This is a genomic window from Thermodesulfovibrio thiophilus DSM 17215, from assembly GCF_000423865.1.
Classification (GTDB): domain Bacteria; phylum Nitrospirota; class Thermodesulfovibrionia; order Thermodesulfovibrionales; family Thermodesulfovibrionaceae; genus Thermodesulfovibrio; species Thermodesulfovibrio thiophilus.
The window spans coordinates 26,417-48,415 of sequence record NZ_AUIU01000018.1 but is presented as its reverse complement, the minus strand read 5'-3'; the positions used below and the strand labels follow the sequence as shown (position 1 = coordinate 48,415).

The window sequence follows — 21,999 nt, the reverse complement described above, 5'->3', positions numbered from 1 at the left end:
ATCAGCTCTTCTGGTTTAATTTTAATGATGATATACACTTTTTTTGTTTAAAAGATGTATTATAGCTGTTAATTTCATCAAAACAGTTAATATGATAACACTATCTGAAGAGCTTTACATTAAAAAAAATGCCTATATTCCAGAACATCTACCATGCTATGTAGGAACAGTTTCAGATAATGAGTGTTTTATTGTAAAAGACTATGTTTTTTATTTTGGAAACAGAACTCTTGTATTTATTGGATATCCTCTTTCTCAAATTCAAGCTGATGCTTATGTAATAGAAATTATAGAAAAACTAATACAGATCTTTAAGCCTGATTATTTGGCTCTAATCGGTGAAGAAATATCATACAGTAAAGCCAGATGTTTGAGTAAAGAGACAGATGCTTACTGGAGAGTTAATTTAGAGGAGTTAGAAATTTCTCAAAAAGTAAGAAATATGATAAACAGAGCATCAAGGGAACTTTATATCGAGAAAACTAAAAATTTCGGAAAAGACCATCTTTCTATTATTTCTCAGTTTTATGAGACTCATTCTGTATCTGAAGCGACTAAATACATTTTTGAGAGAATTCCAGATTATATCTCGAGTTGTGAAACCGTGTTTATTTTTAATGCAAAAGACAGGAATGAAAAACTCATTGCTTTTGGCATAGCTGACTTTTTTGCTGATGATTATGCGTTTTATATGTTCAACTTCAGTTCTAAAAAAACAGTTCCGGGTGTTTCAGATTTAATACTCCATGAAATTATAAAAACAGCAAAAGAAAATAATAAAAAATATATAAATCTTGGATTGGGAATTAATGAAGGTGTTCAATTCTTCAAGAAAAAATGGGGTGGAGTTCCATTTCTTAAATATGAATTTTATTTTTATAAAACAAAAAAAAGATTTCCTAGTTTTTTGTATAATCTTTTTAAAAGATGTTGAAAAATAAAGAAAAAGATCATATTCTAAAAAATGCCTACATCCCTGAACATATTTTGAATCTGATGATTCCTCTTTCAAAGGCAAAAGCTTTTCTCATTAATGATTATCTGGGATTTGTAAGAGGAGATGTCCTTATTTTCATTGGTTATCCTCTAAACAAAAACTTTTCAGAACAGAATTTCATTAACAGTTTACAATCAAGTATAAGAAAGTTTAACCCATGCTATGTTTGGTTTATAACTCCTCAAATACCATCTGAACTTGAAAAGCTATGTATGGAAAGAGAAACAGATGATTACTATATACTTGATCTTGAAAAATTGAGCATAAAAAAGGAGCTAATTAGGCAGATAAAAAAAGCATCTATGTATCTAACTGTCAGAAGAAATAGCGAGATTTCTAAAGAACATCTAAGACTTATAAAGGAATTCATAGAAATAAAAAAACCTTCTAAAAGAGTGGCTGACCTTTTTTTAAATATTAATGATTTTGTTACATATTCAAAAACCGCAGTAGTGCTTGATTGTATGGATAAAAAAGACAATCTCATAGCCTTTTATGTTCTGGATGTTGGAGGACCAGATTTTATCACTTATGTTATTGGAACATATGACAGAAACAACTATATTCCTCATGCTTCTGATCTTGCCTTTCATGAAATGATAAATATTGCCAGGCAAGAAAACAAGAAATATATTCATCTGGGGCTCGGTGTTAATGAAGGATTGAGAAGATTTAAAGAAAAATGGGGTGGAGTTCCATTTCTTAAATATGAACTCTGCGGATACAGGATTACTAAAACAGAATCTACACTTATTGACTCATTTTTAATAAGATGATAAGAGGAATATTTTTCAGGGATAGAAAACTTAAAATGATCTGGGCTATAAGAAAGAATAATCTAGAATCTTACCTGATAGGCTCTGCTCATTTTTCTCCGTACAGATTTGAGAGATCTCTTGAATACTATATAAGCAAAGTAGATACAGTATTATTTGAAGGACCTCTAGATGAGAAGAGCATGAATAAGGTTATACAGAGAGGGTTTAAAACAAGTGATGACAGATCTCTTCTAGATGTTGTGGAATATGGCGTTTTAAGAGATTTGATTCAAAAGCTTCTTTTATCTGATAGTTATCAGTTTGCAACAGGCTATCATTTTAAAGATTTACAGAAACAGATGGAAGAGTCTTATATTGAACAGCTTAAAGAGTTAAAAGTGTGGAGTGGTTTTTTTGCTCTGTGGTCGGAGTTTCTTAAGAAAAGACAATGGAAATACTCTGTTGACAAAGAGGCCTACAAGATAGCAAAAAAATTCAATAAGCAGATAGTTTTTCTTGAGACAATTGATGAACAAATTCAAGCTCTTGAAAATATACCTGTAAAAAGAATATTAAGTTTTATAAAAAATTTTGAACAGTGGGATAAATACTCAAAAAAATATAAGAAATACTATCTTAAAGGTGATATTCAAAATCTAATGTTTATTTCTGAAAATTTTCCCACTCGATGTGAATCAATTGTTGAAAAGCGAGACTTAATTCTATATGAAAGAATGCATCCTTTTTTAGAAAGAAATAGCATATTGGTATTTTGCGGCACAATTCATATAAAAGGTATAACAGAGCGATTAATTGAAAATGGATATAAAATAAAACCATACCATTGACGCTGGTTGTTATAAAAATAAAGTCAGAATTGATTAATATAAACACCATAAAATTCTGATTGAAAGAAATTGTATGAGATAATATGGAAATAATGGACATCAAGATAAAAAAATCAATACAATACAATACAATAAAGTAGTGGAGGTGTCAGGATGGAAAAGATTCCGTACCGCCTGCTGTGGAATCATTGAGTCAATCAATAGATGCGTGTTTAGCTTTTTTAAGCTTCCCATTATCAAATTTATACAAAATATTTGACAGTGCAGTTGATTATAACAGTTATATACTTAAATAATATGAGCAATCCCCAGCTTATTTTAATGGCCTTTTTACAATGTGTTACATTTATTTCTGGCAATTGTCCTTTACAATACGAAGAGGTGGAGCTTGCCCATCTTTCCCTTCTCCCATATAAACTGTAACATGAGGAAAAGGAATTTCTATTTTAAGCTCATCAAATCGTTTTTTGATTCTTCTGTTGAACTCGCGAGCTACACGCCACTGTTTGATAGGAAGAGTGGTAGTTCGAGCTTTAATAATAACTGCTGAATCGGCAAATTGATCAACGCCTAATACTTCAATTGGCTCAAGAATGTCATCCTTAAATTCAGGGTCATGACGCATTTCCTCGTCAATTTTTTTAATTATTTCCATCACCTCATCAACATCTTCTTTATAAGCAACTCCTATTTCAAAAACGTACCTTGAGTATTCTTTGGTCATATTAGTAACAACGCTAATTTGTCCATTTGGAACGTAGTGTACATTTCCTGACATATCACGTAATACGGTGGTTTTCAAACTTATCTTCTCTACAGATCCACTCTTACCTCCGATTTCTACTACATCGCCCACTCGAATCTGATCTTCCATAAGGATGAAAAAGCCACTAATAACATCTTTTACCAGTGATTGAGCACCGAACCCGATAGCAAGTCCTCCTATTCCGGCAGTAGCCAGAATAGGCCCAATGTCAATCCCTACTTCTCTTAGAACTGTAATTCCCGAAATTGCAACTATAATAGAAATAAGAGCATATCTAACAATATTTCCCAGTGTTGTTGTCCGTTTCTGAAATTCTTCGTCCTCTTTTTTCCTGATAATTAAACGAATAAGCCCTGCAGAAAACCTTTTGGCGAGTCTTAATGCGAGCCATGTGAGGATAAGAATTACTATAATGTGCAATATACCTTTCAGAAATGAAACGCTGAATAGTTCATCTAATAATTTTTGCATATTCATAACTTTTCTCCTGTTTTTAAATCATCGATATATATTAAATTAAGTTAAGATTGTCAAGTATAAATTTCTGAACTACTTCTGCAGTCTTGCTTACCTGTTCAGAAGTTAGAAGCTTAGTTCTATCAGTGATAATATTGCTTATGCTTCTAAGTTCTATACAGGGGATACCATAGATTTGAGCTACCTTTGCTATTGCAGCACCTTCCATATTTTCACATATTGCATTGAAATTTTTTTCTAGAAACTTTGCTCTTTGAATATTCCCCGTACATATTGAGACAGTTAAAAATGTTCCACTTTTTAAATTTTTCATAACATCAGGTATATAAAGAGGAATTGTTTCAGTATTCATGAAAATAAAAGAATTATTACTATCTTCACAGTTTATCAGTAAGCCCTCATCAGCGATAATTTCCTTCTCAGCTATCGCAATATCACAAATATTAAGTCCAGATGATGGATAGGCACCTGCTATTCCTGATATAACAGCTTTGCTAATAGGAAAATGGTTAAAAGCCAGAAGAGATGATATGGTAGCATTTACTTTACCAACTCCAGATACACATAGAACTATTTCTGAATTGTTTATGGTACCTTTTATGAACATATTATTTCTTATTAGCAGATTCGATTTACACGAGATTTTTTTAGTAATTAATTTCGATTCTATAGCTGTTGCAAAAAAAAGGGCTATCAATTATGATGCTGCCTCAACAAAATTAATTCTGTTTTCAAAATTTTTCATTTTCTGAAGTACGATTTTTTCTGTCCAAAGAGTTTTTAGAAATTCTGCAAGATGATCATTTTGTTTTAACATGGAACCAATATCATACATTTTTATTTTTAATTCTATATTATCTATTTCATTGCTGATTGCAAAAATGAAAGTTTTAAAGTATTTACTGTTTGTTTCTGTTGCTGATTTAAATCTGTATTTCATGTCGTATTATTTACTTTAAAAGAATTTTTTAGCATAAGGCAAGCTATGATATAATAAAAAGGCTTAAATCAAATTTTTTGAGGTGATACAATGCCTGTGTATGAGTATGAATGTAAAAAATGTGGAGAGTTTTTTGAGATTCTAGTTCTTGGCAATAAGAGTGTTTCATGCCCAAAATGTGGTTCTGATAACATCAAGAAAAAATTTTCCACATTTGCAATGAAAGGTGTTCAAAAAGGCAATTCAGGATGCTCATCCTGTAACGCATCTTCCTGTAGTTCCTGTAAATAATTCAATATTTCCCAATTCTTATTCTGAAAGGCAATAAAAAGGAGTAATAAGGAGTAATTATGTCAAATGTTTCAAAAGTTAATATTGCAGATGAGATGAAAGTCAGCTACCTTGATTATGCAATGAGCGTAATCATTGGTAGAGCCTTGCCTGATGTAAGGGATGGGTTGAAACCTGTGCAAAGACGAATTCTCTATGCTATGTTCAGAGAGGGGCTACTTGCTGGTAAAAAATATTCAAAATGCGCTGGAGTTGTGGGTGAAGTTTTAAAGAAATATCATCCCCATGGTGACCAGGCCGTTTATGATGCTCTTGTCAGACTTGCGCAGGACTTCAACATGCGCTATCCTCTTATTGATGGACAGGGTAACTTTGGCTCTATTGACGGAGACCCTCCTGCTGCATACCGTTATACTGAAGCAAGACTCACAAAAATAGCTGAAGAGTTGCTTCAGGATATTGATAAAGAGACTGTTCCATTTGTACCAAATTTTGATTCAACAACAGAAGAACCTCTTGTTCTTCCTGCACGAATTCCAAATCTTCTTATAAATGGTTCATCTGGGATAGCTGTTGGAATGGCTACAAACATTCCTCCACATAATCTTAATGAAATCATTGATGCTCTGGTGCAACTTCTTGAAAAGCCTGATACTTCAGTTGAGACTCTAATGCATTTTATTCATGGACCTGACTTTCCAACAGGTGGAATAATTTATGGTATAGAAGGAATTAAAGACCTTTATCGTACAGGTAGAGGAATTATAAAAATAAGGGCAAAAGTAAAAGTTGAAAGAGAAACAAAGGGTAAAAAACCAAAAGAAATTGAACTGTTTGAAAGAGAATCAGAAACTAAAGCTACAAAAGAGAGAATCATAATCACAGAGATTCCTTATCAGGTTAACAAAGCCAGGCTAATTGAGAAAATAGCCGAACTTGTAAGAGGGAAAAAAATCGAGGGAATTACAGAAATAAGGGATGAGTCTAATAGAGAGGGAATAAGAGTTGTTCTGGAGCTAAAAAAAGGAGAAATGCCAGAGGTTATTCTTAATAATCTGTACAAACACACTCAGATGGAGACAACCTTTGGTGGAATAATGCTTGCAATTGTTGATGGACAGCCCAGAATTTTAACTCTTAAAGAAGTTCTCCATGAATTCTTGAAACATAGAAGAGATGTTGTTTTAAAACGAACAGTCTTTGAACTAAAAAAAGCAGAACATTCTGCCCATATTCTTGAAGGTCTCAAAATAGCTGTTGAAAATCTTGATGAAGTTATAGCAATCATAAGAAAATCTCAGAATCCTGAGGAAGCGAGGATAAAACTGATAACAAGATTTCCTCTCACAGAAATTCAGGCTCAGGCAATTCTTGACATGAGGCTACAGAGACTAACAGGGCTTGAGAGAGACAAGATAATAAGCGATTACGAAGCCATTCTTAAAGAAATACAAAGACTAAGAGCAATTCTTGAAAGTGAAGACTTACTTAAGGAAATCATAAAAAATGAATTAATAGAGATAAAACAAAAATATGCTGACGAACGAAGAACTGAAATAACAGCTGAAACAAAAGAGATAAACTTTGAAGATCTGATTACTGAGGAAGACATGGTAATAACAATGACTCATCTCAGTTATATAAAGAGAACTTCTCTGTCTGATTACAGAAGTCAGAAAAGAGGTGGGAAGGGATTAACTCCAATGGAGACTGCAATAGATGACTATCTTGAAGATGTTTTAATTGGTTCAACACATGATCATATAATGTTCTTCAGTAATTACGGAAGGGTTTACTGCTTGAAGATTTATCAGATTCCAGAAGCTGGCAGAGTATCCAAAGGTAAACCTATTATAAATCTGCTTCCTCTTCAGGAAGGTGAAAAAATAACCACCAAACTTGTGTGCAAGGATCTTGAAGAAGGCTTTCTTACAATGTTTACAAAAAAGGGCTTTGTTAAAAAAACATCTCTTGACGAATTTAAAAATATAAGAAGTAAAGGTGTTATTGCCATAGCTCTTGAAGACAATGATGAATTAATATCAGTAAGAAAGACAACAGGACATAACCAGTTAATTATAGCTACCAAAATGGGCATGGCAGTTAGATTTGATGAGAAAGATGTAAGACCAACTGGTAGATCAGCCAGAGGAGTTATTGGAATCAGATTTTCAGAATCGCAGGATGAAGTTGTATCAGCAGATATTGTATCTGAAAACTCATTTATATTAACAATTACAGAAAAAGGCATTGGTAAAAAAACTCCTATTAATGAATATCGTTTACAGCATAGAGGAGGTACAGGGGTAAAAAATATCAAGCTTTCTGAAAAAACAGGTTATGTTGTATCCGCCCTTCAAGTTAAAGAAGATGATGAAATTATAATCTGTAGCAGCAGTAAAATGATCAGGCTTAAAGTTTCTCAAATTCGGCCTCAGGGCAGAGCTACAACTGGAGTAAGACTTATAGATCTCGCTCCTGAAGACAAAGTGGTAAGTATTGGGCGAATATTAGAGGAGGACAGCAGTGTCAATATATAACCTTGATTATTTTTTTAATCCAAGAAGAATTGCTGTTATAGGTGCTGATAATCTTCTAGGAACCATGGGTTATACTGTTTTCAGAAATCTTATTACTGAGGGATATAAAGGGATCGTTTATCCGGTAAATCCTCAATCAGATTCCATACAGGGAGTAGAGGCTTATAAAAGACTGAACGATATTTCAAAAGAAATAGACCTTGTTATCTTGGCAAATGAATGCGGGACAAACATTTTAGAGCTTCTTGAAGAATGTGGCCAAAAAAAAGTTAAGGGAGTTATTTTGATGTGTCCTGATTTCAGAACAAAGGTTAAAGATGCAATGCGTGTAGAGGAGGAAATTGAAAAGATTCACAGAAAATATGGTTTCAGACTTCTGGGACCTAATACTCTTGGCTTTATAAGACCTGGAATAAACCTTAATGCAAGTCTTTTTAAAAGAAAACTTAATAAAGGTAGTATTGCTCTAATCTCACAGAGTGCTACTCTTTCTATTGCTCTTTTAGATAGAGGTGCGGACAAAAACATAGGTTTTAGCTATTTTGTTGCACTTGGTTCTGATATAGATATAGATTTTGCTGATCTTATTGATTTTTTTGGAGTGGATCCTTCAACAAGGGCAATAGTTATATATATGCAGTCTATAAAAAATGGCAGAAAATTCATGACATCTGCTCGTTCATTTGCTTTTTCAAAACCTATTGTTGTGGTAAAGTCAGGTAAATTTGTTGAATCACTGGAAATAGCATTAACTCATTCAGGACTGCTTGCCGGTGAAGACAAGGTATATGATTCTGCATTTAAAAGAGCAGGTGCTGTAAGAGTAGATGAAACCCTTGATATGTTTTATATTACTGAAACCCTTTCAAAACAGAGAAGACCAAGAGGAAAAAGACTTGCGATTATTACAAATGCAGGTGCACCTGCTGTTACAGCAGTAGATGGCTTGCTTAAATCCGGAGGAGAACTTGCTGAATTTTCCGAAGACACTGTAAAGCAATTAGAGGGAAATGTTCCTGCACGAATTATAAGAAATCCTCTTGATTTAATATCCAATGCAAAACCAGAGGATTATGAAAAATCTCTTGGAATTGTTCTTAAAGATAAAAATGTAGACGGTGTTTTAGTGATGTTAACACCATCACTTGGAGCTGAACCTGTTGAAACCGCTACAAAAGTTGCAAAGTTAGCAAAAGATCATCCATATAAACCTGTTCTTACAAACTGGATGGGAGCAGAACTTGTCAGAGAAGGCAGAGAAGTTCTTAACTTGCAGGGTATTCCTACATTTGTAACACCTGAACAGGCTGTAAGAACTTTTATGTATATGTATCGATATGACTTAAACTTAAAGCTTCTACTGGAAACTCCTCAAACCATCCTTAACGATATAAATTTTAACAAAGAACGAGTAGCAGACATAATTGAGAATGCAATATCAGAAGGAAGAACAATTCCAACATTTTTTGAAGCTTCAGAAATTCTTTCAGCTTATGGAATTCCTGTAATACTTACTAAAAAGGCTGATAATATAGAAGAATTAAAAAATGCCATAGCTGAAATAGGCTATCCATTAGCTCTTAAAATAGACACACCCCGAATAATACATAAATTCAGGGAAGGTGGAGTTATTCTTGATGTGAGAGATGAAGTAGAGGCTGTTGAAGGTTTTAAATGGCTTAAAAGGCTCGCGGAGGAACATGGAGATGCTCATGCTTCTGTAATTATTCAGCCAATGGTTATAACCTATGGATATGAAATAGCTATTGGTGCCAAAAAAGATCCTACCTTTGGCTCAGTTATTCTGTTTGGTACAGGTGGAAATCTTCTGGAAGCACTGGAAGATTATTCAATCGGACTTCCGCCTTTAAATCAAACACTGACAAGGAGATTGATGGAAGAAACGAAGATTTACAGATATCTTCAAAAATATCCATACTACGAAAATATATTAAAAAAGCTTGAAGAAACAGTTGTAAAATTTTCGTATTTGATATCTGATTTTCCACAAATAAAAGAATTTGATATTAATCCTGTTTTTATAACTGATTCAGAAATTTTCGCCCTTGACTGTAGCATTATTTTCGATAAAACTGCTCCAAAGCAAAAAACTGTGGTAAAGGGAGAGTTCTGTCCACCTCATCTAAGCATTTGTCCATATCCTGTACATTTGTACAAAGAAGTAGAATTAAAAGATGGAACAAAAGCGATAGTCAGACCAATCAAGCCGGAAGATGAGGGCATGATTGCTGCTTTACTTGGAAGATGCTCAGAAAGAACAATAAGTTTAAGATTTTTTCAGAGAGCAATTGATTTGAGACATGAAAATCTTGTCAGATTCTGTCAGGTTGACTACGATAGAGAATTAGCATTTGTATGTGTTGTCAAAAAGGGAGATGAAGAAAAAATTGTAAGTGATGTTAGACTCTCAAGAGATCCAGATGGAATAGATGCAGAAATGGCAATTTTAGTTGAAGATGAATGGCAGGGGAAGGGAGTCGGTAAAGCCCTATGCAGTTCTGCTATTGAAGTGGCAAGAGATTTAGGAGTAAAAAGAATCTGGATGGATATTTTGAGGATAAATACTTATATGATTGGACTTTCAGAGAGATTAGGCTTTAAAAAAGATCGTGTTGAGGAAGACAGTATAAAAGTAGTCTTGCATCTTGACAGTACCTGATGAACGAACGGTTAATGATAGTAGATTCTGATTATAATGTAAGAGAAAGCCTCAGTAACAGGCTTAGAAAAGAAAATTTTATAGTTGACTGTGTTGCAACACTTAAAGAAGCATTAAACAATTACACAACATATATTCATGATTTTGTAGTAACAGAAATAGAACTTCCAGACGGAGATGGGCTGGAGTTTGTCAGAAAAATTAAAAAATTAAATCCTTCAGCTAAAATTATTGTAACAACTTCTTATCCATCAATAGCCTCTGCATTAAAATCCCTGAAATTGAAGGTTGATGACTATATTGTTAAACCATTTATTTATGATGAAGTAATGGCATCTTTAAAGCAGATTTTAAGGATTCAAATGGAAAAAGAAGAAATCGTAAAAGAAAAACCGCAAATCAAACAATCAGAAGAGTTTATATCAATTATAGGAGAATCTGTAGAAATCAAACTTCTACTTGAAAAAATAAAAAAAATAGCAAATACTCCTACCAATGTTGTACTTCTTGGTGAAACAGGAACAGGCAAAGAACTCTTTGCAAGAGCAATTCATGAAGCAAGCTACAGAAAGAAAAAACCATTTGTTGCAATTAATTGCGCGAGCCTGCCGGATAATTTGCTTGAAAGTGAACTTTTTGGTTTTGTAAAAGGGTCTTTTACAGGAGCAACATTTGATAAAAAAGGACTTCTTGAAATAGCAGATGGAGGTACTGTTTTTCTTGATGAAATAGGTGATTTACCTATTAGCCTTCAGGCAAAGCTTTTAAGAGTAATAGAAGATAAAGAAATAAGACCTTTGGGTAGTGTTACAATCAAAAAAGTTGATTTGCGATTTATCTCTGCAACCAATAAGGATCTTACTGAAGAGATAAAAAAAGGAAATTTTAGAGAAGATTTATATTTCAGGTTAAATGTTATTACCCTGTACATTCCTCCGCTTAGAGAAAGAGTCAAAGATATTGAAATTTTAGCCTATCACTTCATGCGTAAGTTTGCAATAAAAATGGGCAAAGATATTAAAAAAATTGAACCTCAAACCATGCAACTTCTTCTTAAATATTCATGGCCTGGGAATGTAAGAGAATTGCAGAATGTTATCGAACAGTCAGTTGTATTTTCAGAGTATGATTCAATAAAACCAGAAGATCTTCCAGAACATATAAAAACTTTGGAAAGACTAGTGGATAAAAGAAAAGAAATTCCTGTGCTGTCAATTGAAGAATATACAAAAGAGTTTATTTTAAAGTACCAATCATTTTATACTGAACAGGAACTTGCAGATATGCTTGGAATAACAAGGAAAGCTTTATGGGAGAAAAGGAAAAAATGGGGAATAACAAGAACTCAGTGATTAAAAAGCAACGGCTTGGACATATTGATATTCCTCTTCAACGAGTTCATATTGAATTAACAAATATATGTGATTTCAACTGTGTTTTCTGTCCTAAGTCTGTTATGAAGAGAAAATATGGATATATGGATAAAGAGCTTGCTAAAAATATAATTTCAGAGCTTTATGAAAACAATATTTGCGAAAAAATTACGTTTCATGTAATGGGCGAGCCTACAATGCATCCTGATTTCTTTGAAATATTATCACATGCCCAGAAAACAGGTATAAAAGTAGGTCTTACAACAAATGGAGGAAGAATTGGAGGCAGAATAGGAGAACAACTTTTAGAATACAATCTATATCAGATTGATATATCTCTTCAAACTCCTGATGAAAAATCATTCATGCTCAGAAAAGCCGGTCCTTTAACATTTGATGACTATAGGAATGGCATTTTGAAGTTCTTCTCAGCTTATCATTCAAAATACAAAGATACAATATTTAAATTTCGTTTTCTCAATACAAGATTTCATCACAAATACCTGGAAAAAAGCATCGGTAAAATAGATGTCATCTCATCTACTGAACAATTAAGGGAAACTTTCAAGGAATGGATGGAATATATAAATGGCATTTCCAATGTTGAAGAATCTATAAAGCAAAAGGCATTGGAAAATCTTAAAAAATTGGTTTCCTATAAATGGAATGTTGTTGAGGTCTGTCCGAAGGTGTTTTTTGAAACCTATATGTTTGAAGATTGGGGCAATGCATTTTATGATGGAAAAATATACAAAGCATTAGCAGGATACTGTTTTGGTATGAGAGACCATTTCAGCATTCTTTATAATGGCGATGTTACTCTATGTTGTGTTGATTTTAATGGTAATACAACAATTGGAAATCTAAAGGAACAATCTCTCAAAGAAATTCTTTCATCAGAGTATTTAAAAGAAATAGTTGAAGGATTTAAAAAGTTTAAAGTTATTCATCCTTACTGCAAAGTGTGTCTTGGAAGTAAGTCAAGAGTTTCATCTATTTTAAAACCTATTTTTTCAATTCTTGCACTTAAAACCCTGAAGCCATTCTTTTATAATAAAATCAAACTGTACTGATTTAAACACCTGAAATATGTTTTTAACTTCAAAAAATGTGTGACAGTTTTTATTCACTATAGTTTTTCATCAGAGCTGAACCGATAATGAAAAACACAAGACAATAAAAAATAACAATACCGAAAAACAGAATTGTTTCTGAATCAATATGTTGTTTTCTTATTAAAATATTTGTATAAGTAAGAGGCATTATATAGATGATCGGTTTAAAAAATGCGGGAATTCTATCGATTGAAAAAAAAGTTCCGCTAAAGAAAGCCATTGGCATTATAAAAAAGTTTGAGTATGTTGCAGTATCTTCATGAGATTTTGTTATCATGCCTGTTATTACACCAAGAGAAGCAAACATGAAACAATTAAGAAGCAAAGTGATGACAAAAATAAAATTTATTGAAAAGTTTGAAGGAACAACCAATCCAATAGCAATGATAAGTAGTGATGCGAAAAGTCCTTTCACCATTCCTGCAAGAACCTCTCCAATCATGATTGAAAAAGGATTTATTGGTGATTGAACCAGTACCTGAAATGTTTTAAAATAAATTCTGCTTAAATTTAATGAACTTGCAACCCATGAATAAGAGTTGTTCATTGAACTCATTGCAACAAGACCTGGAAGCAGAAAAGTTAAATAATCCGTTCCTTCAGTTAATCTCACTGTTCTTCCAAGTCCAAGCCCAAAAGTTACAAAATAGATTATAGGAGCCATCATAGCAGAAAAAATATAACCGAGTCTTAAAAGCTTTCTTTTAAACTGGAGCATCTCTTTGAGAAAAACAGGATACCATCCGTTCATGGGTTTTTTTTAATTCTTTCTCCGGTTAATTTTACAAAAACATCTTCGAGATTAGACTTTCTTATTGTTACTCCATCACTTTTTTGTCTGGCTATTTCATAAGCCTGTTCTTTGCTGTAGCAGACTTCACTTACTATTTCACCATTTATATTAAAAAATTCAACTACATACTCTCCGACATTTCTTTTTAATTCTGATGGACTGCCAAGTGCTATAAGTTTACCATGCGATAGGATGCCAACTCTGTCACATAGTGCTTCTGCTTCTTCAATGTAATGGGTTGTTAAAAATACCGTTTTGCCCTCAAATTTTATCTTTCTAATTATTTGCCAAAGCTCTCTTCTAATTTGAGGGTCAAGACCAATTGATGGCTCATCAAGAAATAAAACTTTTGGTTCTGGCAGTAACGCTCTTGCAACAAGTGTTCTTCTCTGTAGTCCTCCTGAAAGAGTTGAAACAATGGATTGTTTTTTATCAGCAATTTTCATAGATTCAATTCTTTCATTGATTTTTAGTTTTAAATCTTTAACCCTGTGAAGCATTCCATAGATTAAAAGATTTTCATACACAGTAAGTTCACGCTCAAGATTGTTTTCCTGCGGCACCACTCCTATAATGCTCTTTATCTCCTGAGGAGTATTAATAACATCTATTCCATCAATAAAACATTTACCTGAATCAGGCCTTGTAAGAGTGGTAAGAATCTTTACAGTTGTTGTTTTCCCTGCTCCATTTGGTCCAAGAAGCCCGAATATCTCACCTTTTTTAATTTCCAGGTTCAGTTCCTGAACTGCTTTCAGCTTTCCATAGCTTTTTGAAATATTTTCAAGTTTTATCATACAACATCATGAAACCTGGTTATCTTTGGTCTTCTTCCTCTGACTTCGCAGCATTCTGTCAGATGAGCATCACTTACCTTAAGAAGTGTTCCACTTTTTGAACCATATCTGAAAATAGTTACTCCTTTGAGCCCTTTTTTATAAGCGAGGATAAATATTTTTGCAACTTCCTCTTTTTTTGTCCTCTGCGGTAAATTTATTGTTTTTGATACTGCATTGTCAGTATATTTCTGAAATGCTGACTGCATTTCAATGTGCTGTTCTGGAGTAATCTCAAGGGCTGTTTTAAAAATTTTTTTAATTTTAAGAGGGATGAAGGGAATCCCTCTTAAAACTCCTTTCTGTCTGATTGCATTTATGAAATTTTCACTATAGAATCCTTCTTTTTTTGCTATGTCAATAAGATATTGATTTATTATTTCAAACTCTGTATCAAGAATTCTATGCTTGTAGGCAAGTAAAAAATATGGTTCTATTCCACTTGAGCAGTCTGCAATAATTGAAATTGTTCCTGTTGGAGCGATTGTTGTTGTGGTTGCATTCCTTAATGGAGTTCCGATTTTGTCCCATATAGAACCTTTAAAATTTGGGAAAACTCCACGTTTTTCAGCGAGTTCTTTAGATGCTTCGTGAGATTTGTCATGGATAAATTTCATCAGTTTTTCAGCCATTTCAAAAGCTTTTTTATGATTATAAGGAATTCCAAGTCTAACAAGGCAGTCTGCCCAACCCATTATACCAAGTCCGATTTTTCTGTTGCCTTTATGCATTTTTTCAACCTCAGGCACAGGATAATGAGTAACATCTATGGCGTCATCAAGAAAGCGTGTGGCAAGCTTCACATCGTGCTCAAGTAGTTGAAAATCAAATGTTTCTTTTTTTATATAGTTTGACAGATTAATGGATCCAAGAATGCAGGCTTCGTAAGGAAGAAGTGGCTGTTCTCCGCATGGATTTGTGCTTTCAATCTCACCAATGTGAGGAGTTGGATTGTATCTGTTAATGGTATCAAGAAAAATTACACCTGGATCTCCTGTCTCCCATGCGGACTCCACAAGTTCATTAAAAACGTCCTTTGCTTTAACTTTTTTTACAATTTCTCTGTTTCTGGGATTTATTAATGGATAATAGTCATCTTTCAGAAGAGCTTCCATAAAAGTATCTGTAATAGCAACTGAAATATTGAAGTTGTTAAGACTTTCAAATTTCTTTAATCTTATGAATTCCATGATGTCAGGATGGTCAACTCTGAGAATTCCCATATTAGCCCCACGCCTTGCTCCTCCCTGTTTAATAACATCAGAAGCTTTATCAAATATTTTCATAAATGAAACAGGACCACTTGCTACGCCACCTGTAGAACGAACAATATCTCCTTTGGGTCTCAGATGAGAAAAGTTAAAGCCTGTTCCACCACCACTCTGAAGTATTAATGCAGCATCTTTAAGAGTTTTAAATATTTGCTCGATTGAGTCTTTAACAGGCAAAACAAAACATGCTGCAAGTTGAGCTTTTTGCTTTCCAGCATTCATTAATGCGGGAGAGTTAGGTAAAAATCTCAAGGAACTGATGAGATTATAATATTTCTCAGTCCATTCTGATGGATTTTGTTTATAAAACTCTTCAGCTTTTGCAACATAACTTGCAACTCTATAAAAAAGTTCTGCTGGAGTTTCAATTATGTTGCCCTGTTCATCTTTACGTAAATATCTTATTTTAAGAACTATTTTAGCTCTTTCTGTAAGCTCCATTTATATAGTGTATCATATATAAGTTGCATCTTAAGGATATGAAGCATTAAAATTTAATCATGAAAGCTAAATGCCCTGTTTGTAATAAAGCAGTTGATATAAAAGCTAATCCATGGAGACCTTTTTGCTCTAAAAATTGCAAAATAATTGACCTTTGGAACTGGTTTCATGAATACTATTCAATCAAAACTGAAGAAGTAGATGAAAATATAAATACGCAGGAGGAAGACGATGATAAAGCTGACAGTATGCGGTGCAGCAGGAAGAATGGGCAGTAGAATTATTGCTCTTTCAAAAGATTATTCTGATATAAGACTGGTTGGAGCAGTTGAGTCAAAAACAAATCCAAATGTAGGAGTTGATGCAGGAGTAATGGCAGGCATTGGGCAAATAGGTGTTACCATTGTTGATGACATTAATAAAGTTGTTGATGAAACTGACATATTTGTTAATTTCACAAATCCCGAAGCAACAGTAGAATATGTCCAGGTAGCAAAAAAATTTAAAAAATCAATGGTTATTGGCACTACAGGATTGAATAACCAGCAGATTGCTCTTATTCAGGAATGTGCAAGAGATATTCCAGTTGTGTTATCTCCCAATATGAGTATTGGTGTGAATCTTTTATTCAAAATTTTAAAAGATGTAGCAAAAGTACTTGGCGATGATTATGATATTGAAATTGTAGAGGCTCATCACAGGATGAAAAAGGATGCACCAAGTGGAACAGCAATCAAAATGGCAAAAATTATTGCTGAAGCTCTGAATAGAAACCTTGATGATGTTGCAGTATATGCGAGAAAAGGCATGATTGGTGAAAGAACAAAACATGAGATTGGTATTCAGACAGTCAGAGCAGGAGATATTGTTGGTGAACATACCGTTCTATTTGGAGGACTTGGAGAGAGGATAGAAATTACTCATAAAGCATCAAGCAGGGATACCTTTGCAAGAGGTGCTTTAAGAGCTGTAATCTGGCTTACTAACAAATCTGCTGGACTTTATGATATGGCAGATGTATTAGGTATTAAATAAAAAGGAGGGGAAACCCTCCTTTTTATTTATCCGCCCTCAACAATTGAAAACTCCTTCCACATAAACCAGTTTCCGGTATCTTTCATAAAGTTATAAGTTTCAGAGAAAATTTTATAATGTTGTTCCTCTTCGTATATTAATCTTTCAAAAAGTTTTTTCTCTTTTTCAGTATTAACTTCATTAAAGACTTTTTTATAAAACTCAACTCCTTCTTTTTCCATTTCCATGGCTATTTTGAAGGCTTCAAGATCATCTGTTTGAGCCTGAATTCTTTCCATTAAGTTGTCTTTCATTTCTTCAAAAATTGTTTTCATTGTTTTCACGGGATTAGCTTCTATGTATGTTAATTCAAGCCCTTTCAGCACTTCTTCAATCATTTTTATATGATTCTTTTCATCTTCAGCAATAGAGAGAAACATCTTCTTTCCAACTGGATGAGAAACTTTTTCTGCAGCCTCAGTATAAAATTTTACTGCATCTGTCTCCATCTTTAAAGCAAGTTCTACTGATTTCATCACTAACCTCCTATATTACTCCTCTGGTTCAAACATATCTTTTGTTGCACCACAGACGGGACAACTCCATGTATCAGGCAAATTTTCAAAAGCTGTTCCAGGCGCTATCCCATTATCAGGATCTCCCTGTGCCGGATCATAAACATAGCCACATACACTACATTTGTACTTTTTCATAACTAATCCTCCTGCTAAATGAAATTATTTAAAAATTATTTTAATTTATTCCTTTTTTATAAGTCAAAGGACGGAATTTAGACTTAGTTGACAGGTTTATTGATAAAGTTATAAAATCAAGTAGTCCGTGGGGGAGGTCGGTAAGACCTGAGAGTTTCCATTAAGGGAAGACCCCTTGAACCTGACCCGGATAATACCGGCGTAGGGAATAGGAACAGACAGATAGAAACCAGCCTCTATTCCAGATGGGATAGAGGTTTTTTATTTTAAGGGGATTGATATGATAAATGTTAAAGTTAATGGTGTGCTTATGAATGTTTCTGCAAGTACAATTGCTGAACTTCTTTCTGAACTTCAGATAGATCCAGATAGGGTCGTTGTTGAGGTTAATTTGGAAATTGTTAAAAAAGAACGTTTCAATGAATTTACAATAAAAGATGGCGATTCAATAGAAATCGTTAACTTTGTAGGAGGAGGAGGATAAAATGGATGATAAACTCATAATCAGAGGCATTGAGTTTAACTCAAGGCTCTGGGTTGGCACTGGCAAATATAAAAGTTTTGAGGAAACTACTCTTGCTATTGAAGCATCTGGAGCCGATGTTGTAACAGTTGCAGTTAGAAGAGTAAATATTATTGATCGTTCAAAGGAAAATTTGCTTGACTACATTGATCCAAGGAAATATAAAATTCTTCCAAATACAGCAGGATGTTACACTGTAGAAGAAGCTTTAAGATATGCCAGATTGGCTCGAGAAGCAGGAGTTTCAGATATGGTAAAACTTGAAGTTATAGGAGACGACAAAACACTATTTCCGGATGTATGCGGACTGCTTAAGGCAACAGAAATTCTTGCCAAAGAAGGATTTATAGTATTCCCCTACACAAACGATGACCCGATAACTGCAAAACGCCTTGCAGATGCTGGAGCAGCAGCAGTTATGCCACTGGGTGCTCCAATAGGCTCAGGACTGGGTATAAGAAACCCATATAATATTAAAATAATTCTTGAAACAGTTAATTTGCCTGTAATAGTTGATGCAGGAGTTGGAACTGCCTCGGATGTTGCAATAGCAATGGAGCTTGGTTGTGATGCGGTGTTAGTAAATACTGCAATTGCTGGAGCTAAAAATCCAGTAATGATGGCAGAAGCTCTAAAACATGCCTGGATTGCAGGCAGACTTGCTTATAAATCCGGAAGGATTCCTAAAAAACTATATGCTTCTGCCAGTTCACCACTTGAAGGAATGCTCACATGAACTTTAAATTCTATCTTATAAGTGACAGAAAGCTTTTTTCATCAGAAGAGTCCTTTCTTAATGCTGTTGACACTGCTTTAAAAACAGGCATAAAAGCTTTCCAATTGAGAGAAAAAGACATGACCACCAGAGAGTTTTATTTTCTTGCCAAAAAATTAAGGGAGATTACGAGGCGAAATGATGCTTTATTTTTTATAAATGACAGGGTTGATGTTGCTATGGCAGTTGAGGCAGATGGAGTGCATCTCCCACAGAATGGATTACCTCCGGATATTGTAAAAAAAGTTTGGAAAGATAAATTTTTAATAGGCGTTTCAACTCACTCACTTAAAGAAGCTATCGAATCCTCGGAATGGGCTGATTTTATAACTTTTGGTCCGGTTTTTTACACTCCTTCAAAGTCTCAATATGGTGAACCTCTCGGAGTTGAAATCTTAAAAAAAGTTAAATCAAAAGTCAGATGCCCTGTTTTCGCAGTTGGAGGAATCAAACATGATAATATGAAAACTGTTTTTTCACACTGTGATGGAGTTGCATTGATAAGCGGCATTCTTGCTCAATCAAATATCGAAGAAGCTGTTAAACAATATTTAAAAATTTTAGGAGAATAACCATGACAAGAATACAATTAGCCAAAAAAGGCATTATAACTGAAGAGATGAAACAGGTGGCAATGGAAGAGGATATTTCACCAGATGCTCTGGCAGAGCTTATTGTTTCAGGAAAGGCTGTAATAACAAGGAATAAAGAAAGAAATATAAAGCCTCTTGGGATAGGAAAAGGATTAAGAACAAAAATAAATGCAAACATAGGCACATCAAAAGATAAAACTGATATTAAAGAGGAGCTTGAAAAACTTCAGATTTCAGTTAAATACGGAGCTGATGCTGTTATGGACCTGTCAACAGGAGGGCCTCTAAAAGAGATGAGGAAATCGATTATTGAACATTCTCCTGTAAGTCTGGGCACTGTTCCAATTTATGAAGTTGCTGTCAGAGCAATTGAAAAATATGGGAGCATTGTTAAAATGACAGTTGATGATATATTTGAGGTAATTGAACAGCATGCAATGGATGGTGTTGATTTCATAACTGTTCACTGTGGCGTAACAATGAAAATAGTTGAAATGCTTAAAAAGGGACATAGAGTTTTACCAATTGTAAGCAGAGGTGGTTCAATACTTGCCGACTGGATTTGTCGGAATGAAAGAGAAAATCCATTATATGAATATTTTGATAGACTCATTGATATTGCAAAAAAATATGATTTGACTCTTAGTCTTGGCGATGGAATGAGACCTGGATGTCTGGCTGATGCTACAGACAAATATCAAATCCTTGAACTCATAACAATAGGAAAACTGAAAGATATTGCAGTATCAGAAGGTGTTCAATGTATTATTGAAGGACCTGGGCATCTTCCACTCAATCATGTTGAGACAAATATCAAACTTCAGAAACATATCTGCAAAGAGTCTCCATTTTATGTTCTTGGTCCTCTTGTTACAGATTGTGCCATGGGATATGACCATATTGCAGCGGCAATTGGAGGCGCGATTGCTGGTTATTATGGTGCAGATTTTCTCTGCTATGTCACACCTTCTGAACACATAAGACTTCCTGATAAAGAAGATGTGAAAGAGGGAGTGATTGCTTCAAAGATAGCTGCACATGCTGCGGATCTTGCCAAGGGAAATCCAAAAGCATGGGAAAGAGACAAAAAAATGGCTGATTGTAGAAGAAACTTTGACTGGCAGGGACAGATCTCATTATGTTTTAATCCTGACAAAGTAAAGGCAATGCGTGAGGAAAGGCCTCCTGTTAAGGATGAGCAGGTATGTAGTATGTGTGGAGAATTTTGTGCTATTAAGATTTCCAGACAGGCTGTCGAGTAAAGTTTTTTAAATATTTTTCTATAATTCTTCTTACTGATATATGAGCCATATGAAATGCATAGAGTATGCTTCCTCTTTTTACAGCTACATCACCGACAAGAAATACTCTTTCAAGATTGGTTTCTCCAAATTCGTCAATTTCAGGTAAAGAATCTTTAATACGAACTCCCATTTTCTCAAGAAAGTTTTTTGGAGTGCTGCCACCCAGACAGTAAAAAACTTTCGAAAATACCTCAGTATGCCCATTGTTGAAAACAACTCTTACTGCATCATTTGCAGGTTCTAATCCTTTTATTTCCGTACCCATAAAAAAAGTTATATAATCTTTTCTTTGTTCAAGCTCTTTGAGGTTTTCTTCATTAATTCTAAAAAATTCAGGTCTTCGATAAGATAAATATACATCACACTTTCCTGCTAAAATACATGCTAATTCAGCAGCTGTATTTCCCCCGCCCACAATCAATATTTTTTCATCCTCTGGTAATTCTTTCGGAATTTCAAAAAAAATTCTATTTTTTATTTCTTCAGGAATTGGATACGGTGGCTTTTTTGGTCTATCAAAAACACCTGTAGCAATAATAACAACATAAGCTTCAGCAACTGGATATGTTCCTGCTTTGATAATATAAAAATTTTCACGCCTTTCTAATCCATTGATCTCTATATTGTAATTGATTTCTATCTGATAATCATTAATGTATCTTGCCATTCTTTCAAGAAATTGTTCCTTTGTTTCTGTTTCAAACGAACAAACTCCTTCTGAATTGATATTGATGCCTTTGTAATATTTATCCACCCTTTTGCCTTCAGGATAGAGCCTCCTTATAGTAGAACAAAAATGACCTGCTTTTTCAAAAATAGCAACATCTTTTATCCCAGCTGCTTTTAATTCAACTGCAGCAGCAATGCCTGCAGGACCTGCACCAATTATAGCAACTAATAATCTTCTCATAAGTTTTTATTATACTGATAAACTTCATTTCTTTACAAACT

Annotated in this window: 23 protein-coding genes and 1 riboswitch; of the genes, 14 read left to right on the top strand and 9 right to left on the bottom strand. The window is 34.0% G+C overall.

Features of this window, described 5'->3' with window-relative positions; all coding sequences use genetic code 11:
* The first annotated feature begins 43 nt into the window (after positions 1–43).
* Genes G581_RS0109215 through G581_RS0109205 form a run of 3 tightly spaced genes read left to right on the top strand, consistent with a single transcriptional unit; the run spans position 44 to position 2,603 of the window.
* Positions 44–934 carry a hypothetical protein gene (locus tag G581_RS0109215; protein WP_028845563.1) on the top strand — a complete coding sequence of 297 codons (891 nt, stop codon included), beginning with the start codon at positions 44–46 and terminating at the stop codon, positions 932–934.
* On the top strand, positions 928–1,773 hold the full coding sequence (locus G581_RS0109210; protein ID WP_028845562.1) for a hypothetical protein: 846 nt from the start codon (positions 928–930) through the stop codon (positions 1,771–1,773). Before G581_RS0109215 ends, G581_RS0109210 begins: the two co-directional genes overlap by 7 nt.
* Positions 1,770–2,603, top strand: coding sequence for a TraB/GumN family protein (locus G581_RS0109205; RefSeq protein ID WP_028845561.1), 834 nt, complete (start codon positions 1,770–1,772; stop codon positions 2,601–2,603). The genes G581_RS0109210 and G581_RS0109205 overlap by 4 nt, the downstream gene beginning before the upstream one ends.
* A 346-nt stretch (positions 2,604–2,949) precedes the next feature.
* On the opposite strand, the gene G581_RS0109200 is transcribed toward G581_RS0109205, so the two are convergent.
* From G581_RS0109200 to G581_RS0109190, 3 genes are read right to left on the bottom strand one after another with little or no spacing between them, the layout of a single operon-like run.
* Positions 2,950–3,840: a mechanosensitive ion channel family protein gene (locus G581_RS0109200; protein WP_028845560.1), complete on the bottom strand. Its 891-nt coding sequence runs from the start codon at positions 3,838–3,840 to the stop codon at positions 2,950–2,952.
* A gap of 40 nt (positions 3,841–3,880) precedes the next feature.
* Positions 3,881–4,543 carry a phosphorylase family protein gene (locus G581_RS0109195; protein ID WP_028845559.1) on the bottom strand — a complete coding sequence of 221 codons (663 nt, stop codon included), beginning with the start codon at positions 4,541–4,543 and terminating at the stop codon, positions 3,881–3,883.
* Positions 4,544–4,786: a hypothetical protein gene (locus G581_RS0109190; RefSeq protein WP_028845558.1), complete on the bottom strand. Its 243-nt coding sequence runs from the start codon at positions 4,784–4,786 to the stop codon at positions 4,544–4,546.
* A 90-nt stretch (positions 4,787–4,876) separates the two neighbouring features.
* Between G581_RS0109190 and G581_RS0109185 the strand changes: the two genes are divergently transcribed.
* The 5 genes from G581_RS0109185 to G581_RS0109165 are packed head-to-tail and all read left to right on the top strand — an operon-like array spanning position 4,877 to position 12,743.
* On the top strand, positions 4,877–5,077 hold the full coding sequence (locus G581_RS0109185) for an FmdB family zinc ribbon protein (protein ID WP_028845557.1): 201 nt from the start codon (positions 4,877–4,879) through the stop codon (positions 5,075–5,077).
* A gap of 59 nt (positions 5,078–5,136) precedes the next feature.
* A complete protein-coding gene (gene gyrA / locus G581_RS0109180; protein ID WP_028845556.1) occupies positions 5,137–7,617 on the top strand; it encodes a DNA gyrase subunit A in 2,481 nt (826 codons plus the stop codon).
* Positions 7,604–10,297: a bifunctional acetate--CoA ligase family protein/GNAT family N-acetyltransferase gene (locus G581_RS11320; RefSeq protein WP_051179182.1), complete on the top strand. Its 2,694-nt coding sequence runs from the start codon at positions 7,604–7,606 to the stop codon at positions 10,295–10,297. The genes gyrA and G581_RS11320 overlap by 14 nt, the downstream gene beginning before the upstream one ends.
* Positions 10,297–11,649 carry a sigma-54-dependent transcriptional regulator gene (locus tag G581_RS0109170; RefSeq protein WP_038065787.1) on the top strand — a complete coding sequence of 451 codons (1,353 nt, stop codon included), beginning with the start codon at positions 10,297–10,299 and terminating at the stop codon, positions 11,647–11,649. The genes G581_RS11320 and G581_RS0109170 overlap by 1 nt, the downstream gene beginning before the upstream one ends.
* The gene (locus tag G581_RS0109165) at positions 11,625–12,743 is read left to right on the top strand and encodes a radical SAM/SPASM domain-containing protein (protein WP_028845554.1); all 1,119 of its coding nucleotides are present in this window, start codon (positions 11,625–11,627) and stop codon (positions 12,741–12,743) included. The genes G581_RS0109170 and G581_RS0109165 overlap by 25 nt, the downstream gene beginning before the upstream one ends.
* Positions 12,744–12,792: 49 nt before the next feature.
* Here the strand turns inward: G581_RS0109165 and G581_RS0109160 are convergent, their stop codons facing one another.
* From G581_RS0109160 to G581_RS0109150, 3 genes are read right to left on the bottom strand one after another with little or no spacing between them, the layout of a single operon-like run.
* Positions 12,793–13,536 carry an ABC transporter permease gene (locus G581_RS0109160; RefSeq protein ID WP_028845553.1) on the bottom strand — a complete coding sequence of 248 codons (744 nt, stop codon included), beginning with the start codon at positions 13,534–13,536 and terminating at the stop codon, positions 12,793–12,795.
* Positions 13,533–14,375, bottom strand: a complete 843-nt coding sequence (locus tag G581_RS0109155; RefSeq protein ID WP_028845552.1) for an ABC transporter ATP-binding protein — start codon at positions 14,373–14,375, stop codon at positions 13,533–13,535. The genes G581_RS0109160 and G581_RS0109155 overlap by 4 nt, the downstream gene beginning before the upstream one ends.
* Positions 14,372–16,126, bottom strand: a complete 1,755-nt coding sequence (locus G581_RS0109150; protein WP_028845551.1) for an adenosylcobalamin-dependent ribonucleoside-diphosphate reductase — start codon at positions 16,124–16,126, stop codon at positions 14,372–14,374. Before G581_RS0109150 ends, G581_RS0109155 begins: the two co-directional genes overlap by 4 nt.
* Before the next feature lie 59 nt (positions 16,127–16,185).
* On the opposite strand from G581_RS0109150, the gene yacG reads away from it, so the two are divergent.
* Both yacG and dapB read left to right on the top strand, forming a co-directional pair.
* The gene (gene yacG / locus G581_RS11955; protein WP_083962693.1) at positions 16,186–16,404 is read left to right on the top strand and encodes a DNA gyrase inhibitor YacG; all 219 of its coding nucleotides are present in this window, start codon (positions 16,186–16,188) and stop codon (positions 16,402–16,404) included.
* The gene (gene dapB / locus G581_RS0109145; RefSeq protein WP_028845550.1) at positions 16,358–17,161 is read left to right on the top strand and encodes a 4-hydroxy-tetrahydrodipicolinate reductase; all 804 of its coding nucleotides are present in this window, start codon (positions 16,358–16,360) and stop codon (positions 17,159–17,161) included. Before yacG ends, dapB begins: the two co-directional genes overlap by 47 nt.
* A 26-nt stretch (positions 17,162–17,187) precedes the next feature.
* Here dapB and G581_RS11315 read toward each other — a convergent pair whose 3' ends face one another.
* A complete protein-coding gene (locus G581_RS11315) occupies positions 17,188–17,676 on the bottom strand; it encodes a ferritin family protein (RefSeq protein WP_051179178.1) in 489 nt (162 codons plus the stop codon).
* Positions 17,677–17,691: 15 nt separating this feature from the next.
* Positions 17,692–17,853, bottom strand: coding sequence for a rubredoxin (gene rd / locus G581_RS0109135; RefSeq protein WP_028845549.1), 162 nt, complete (start codon positions 17,851–17,853; stop codon positions 17,692–17,694).
* A 119-nt stretch (positions 17,854–17,972) separates the two neighbouring features.
* Positions 17,973–18,078, top strand: a riboswitch (TPP riboswitch).
* Positions 18,079–18,133: 55 nt separating this feature from the next.
* Here rd and thiS point away from each other — a divergent pair.
* Genes thiS through thiC form a run of 4 tightly spaced genes read left to right on the top strand, consistent with a single transcriptional unit; the run spans position 18,134 to position 21,006 of the window.
* Complete coding sequence (gene thiS / locus G581_RS0109130; RefSeq protein ID WP_239639058.1) at positions 18,134–18,337, top strand: sulfur carrier protein ThiS; 204 nt, start codon at positions 18,134–18,136, stop codon at positions 18,335–18,337.
* 1 nt (position 18,338) lies between these two features.
* Positions 18,339–19,112 (top strand): thiazole synthase, encoded by a 774-nt coding sequence (locus G581_RS0109125; protein WP_028845547.1) that lies wholly within the window; start codon positions 18,339–18,341, stop codon positions 19,110–19,112.
* On the top strand, positions 19,109–19,723 hold the full coding sequence (thiE, locus tag G581_RS0109120; RefSeq protein ID WP_028845546.1) for a thiamine phosphate synthase: 615 nt from the start codon (positions 19,109–19,111) through the stop codon (positions 19,721–19,723). Before G581_RS0109125 ends, thiE begins: the two co-directional genes overlap by 4 nt.
* A complete protein-coding gene (thiC, locus tag G581_RS0109115; RefSeq protein ID WP_204365495.1) occupies positions 19,720–21,006 on the top strand; it encodes a phosphomethylpyrimidine synthase ThiC in 1,287 nt (428 codons plus the stop codon). The genes thiE and thiC overlap by 4 nt, the downstream gene beginning before the upstream one ends.
* Here thiC and G581_RS11310 read toward each other — a convergent pair.
* Positions 20,978–21,958: an NAD(P)-binding domain-containing protein gene (locus G581_RS11310; RefSeq protein ID WP_051179176.1), complete on the bottom strand. Its 981-nt coding sequence runs from the start codon at positions 21,956–21,958 to the stop codon at positions 20,978–20,980. The two genes, thiC and G581_RS11310, sit on opposite strands and share 29 nt — an antisense overlap.
* Positions 21,959–21,999 lie beyond the last annotated feature (41 nt).

What these genes read in the sequence shown, in the direction of transcription:
- G581_RS0109210 (WP_028845562.1), top strand. Translation starts at nt 928, where the DNA reads ATGTTGAAAAATAAAGAAAAAGATCATATTCTAAAAAATGCCTACATC.
- G581_RS0109205 (WP_028845561.1), top strand. Translation starts at nt 1,770, where the DNA reads ATGATAAGAGGAATATTTTTCAGGGATAGAAAACTTAAAATGATCTGG.
- G581_RS0109200 (WP_028845560.1), bottom strand. Translation starts at nt 3,840, where the DNA reads ATGCAAAAATTATTAGATGAACTATTCAGCGTTTCATTTCTGAAAGGT.
- G581_RS0109190 (WP_028845558.1), bottom strand. Translation starts at nt 4,786, where the DNA reads ATGAAATACAGATTTAAATCAGCAACAGAAACAAACAGTAAATACTTT.
- G581_RS0109185 (WP_028845557.1), top strand. Translation starts at nt 4,877, where the DNA reads ATGCCTGTGTATGAGTATGAATGTAAAAAATGTGGAGAGTTTTTTGAG.
- gyrA (WP_028845556.1), top strand. Translation starts at nt 5,137, where the DNA reads ATGTCAAATGTTTCAAAAGTTAATATTGCAGATGAGATGAAAGTCAGC.
- G581_RS0109170 (WP_038065787.1), top strand. Translation starts at nt 10,297, where the DNA reads ATGAACGAACGGTTAATGATAGTAGATTCTGATTATAATGTAAGAGAA.
- G581_RS0109165 (WP_028845554.1), top strand. Translation starts at nt 11,625, where the DNA reads ATGGGGAATAACAAGAACTCAGTGATTAAAAAGCAACGGCTTGGACAT.
- G581_RS0109160 (WP_028845553.1), bottom strand. Translation starts at nt 13,536, where the DNA reads ATGAACGGATGGTATCCTGTTTTTCTCAAAGAGATGCTCCAGTTTAAA.
- G581_RS0109155 (WP_028845552.1), bottom strand. Translation starts at nt 14,375, where the DNA reads ATGATAAAACTTGAAAATATTTCAAAAAGCTATGGAAAGCTGAAAGCA.
- G581_RS0109150 (WP_028845551.1), bottom strand. Translation starts at nt 16,126, where the DNA reads ATGGAGCTTACAGAAAGAGCTAAAATAGTTCTTAAAATAAGATATTTA.
- yacG (WP_083962693.1), top strand. Translation starts at nt 16,186, where the DNA reads ATGAAAGCTAAATGCCCTGTTTGTAATAAAGCAGTTGATATAAAAGCT.
- dapB (WP_028845550.1), top strand. Translation starts at nt 16,358, where the DNA reads ATGATAAAGCTGACAGTATGCGGTGCAGCAGGAAGAATGGGCAGTAGA.
- G581_RS11315 (WP_051179178.1), bottom strand. Translation starts at nt 17,676, where the DNA reads ATGAAATCAGTAGAACTTGCTTTAAAGATGGAGACAGATGCAGTAAAA.
- rd (WP_028845549.1), bottom strand. Translation starts at nt 17,853, where the DNA reads ATGAAAAAGTACAAATGTAGTGTATGTGGCTATGTTTATGATCCGGCA.
- thiS (WP_239639058.1), top strand. Translation starts at nt 18,134, where the DNA reads ATGATAAATGTTAAAGTTAATGGTGTGCTTATGAATGTTTCTGCAAGT.
- G581_RS0109125 (WP_028845547.1), top strand. Translation starts at nt 18,339, where the DNA reads ATGGATGATAAACTCATAATCAGAGGCATTGAGTTTAACTCAAGGCTC.
- thiE (WP_028845546.1), top strand. Translation starts at nt 19,109, where the DNA reads ATGAACTTTAAATTCTATCTTATAAGTGACAGAAAGCTTTTTTCATCA.
- G581_RS11310 (WP_051179176.1), bottom strand. Translation starts at nt 21,958, where the DNA reads ATGAGAAGATTATTAGTTGCTATAATTGGTGCAGGTCCTGCAGGCATT.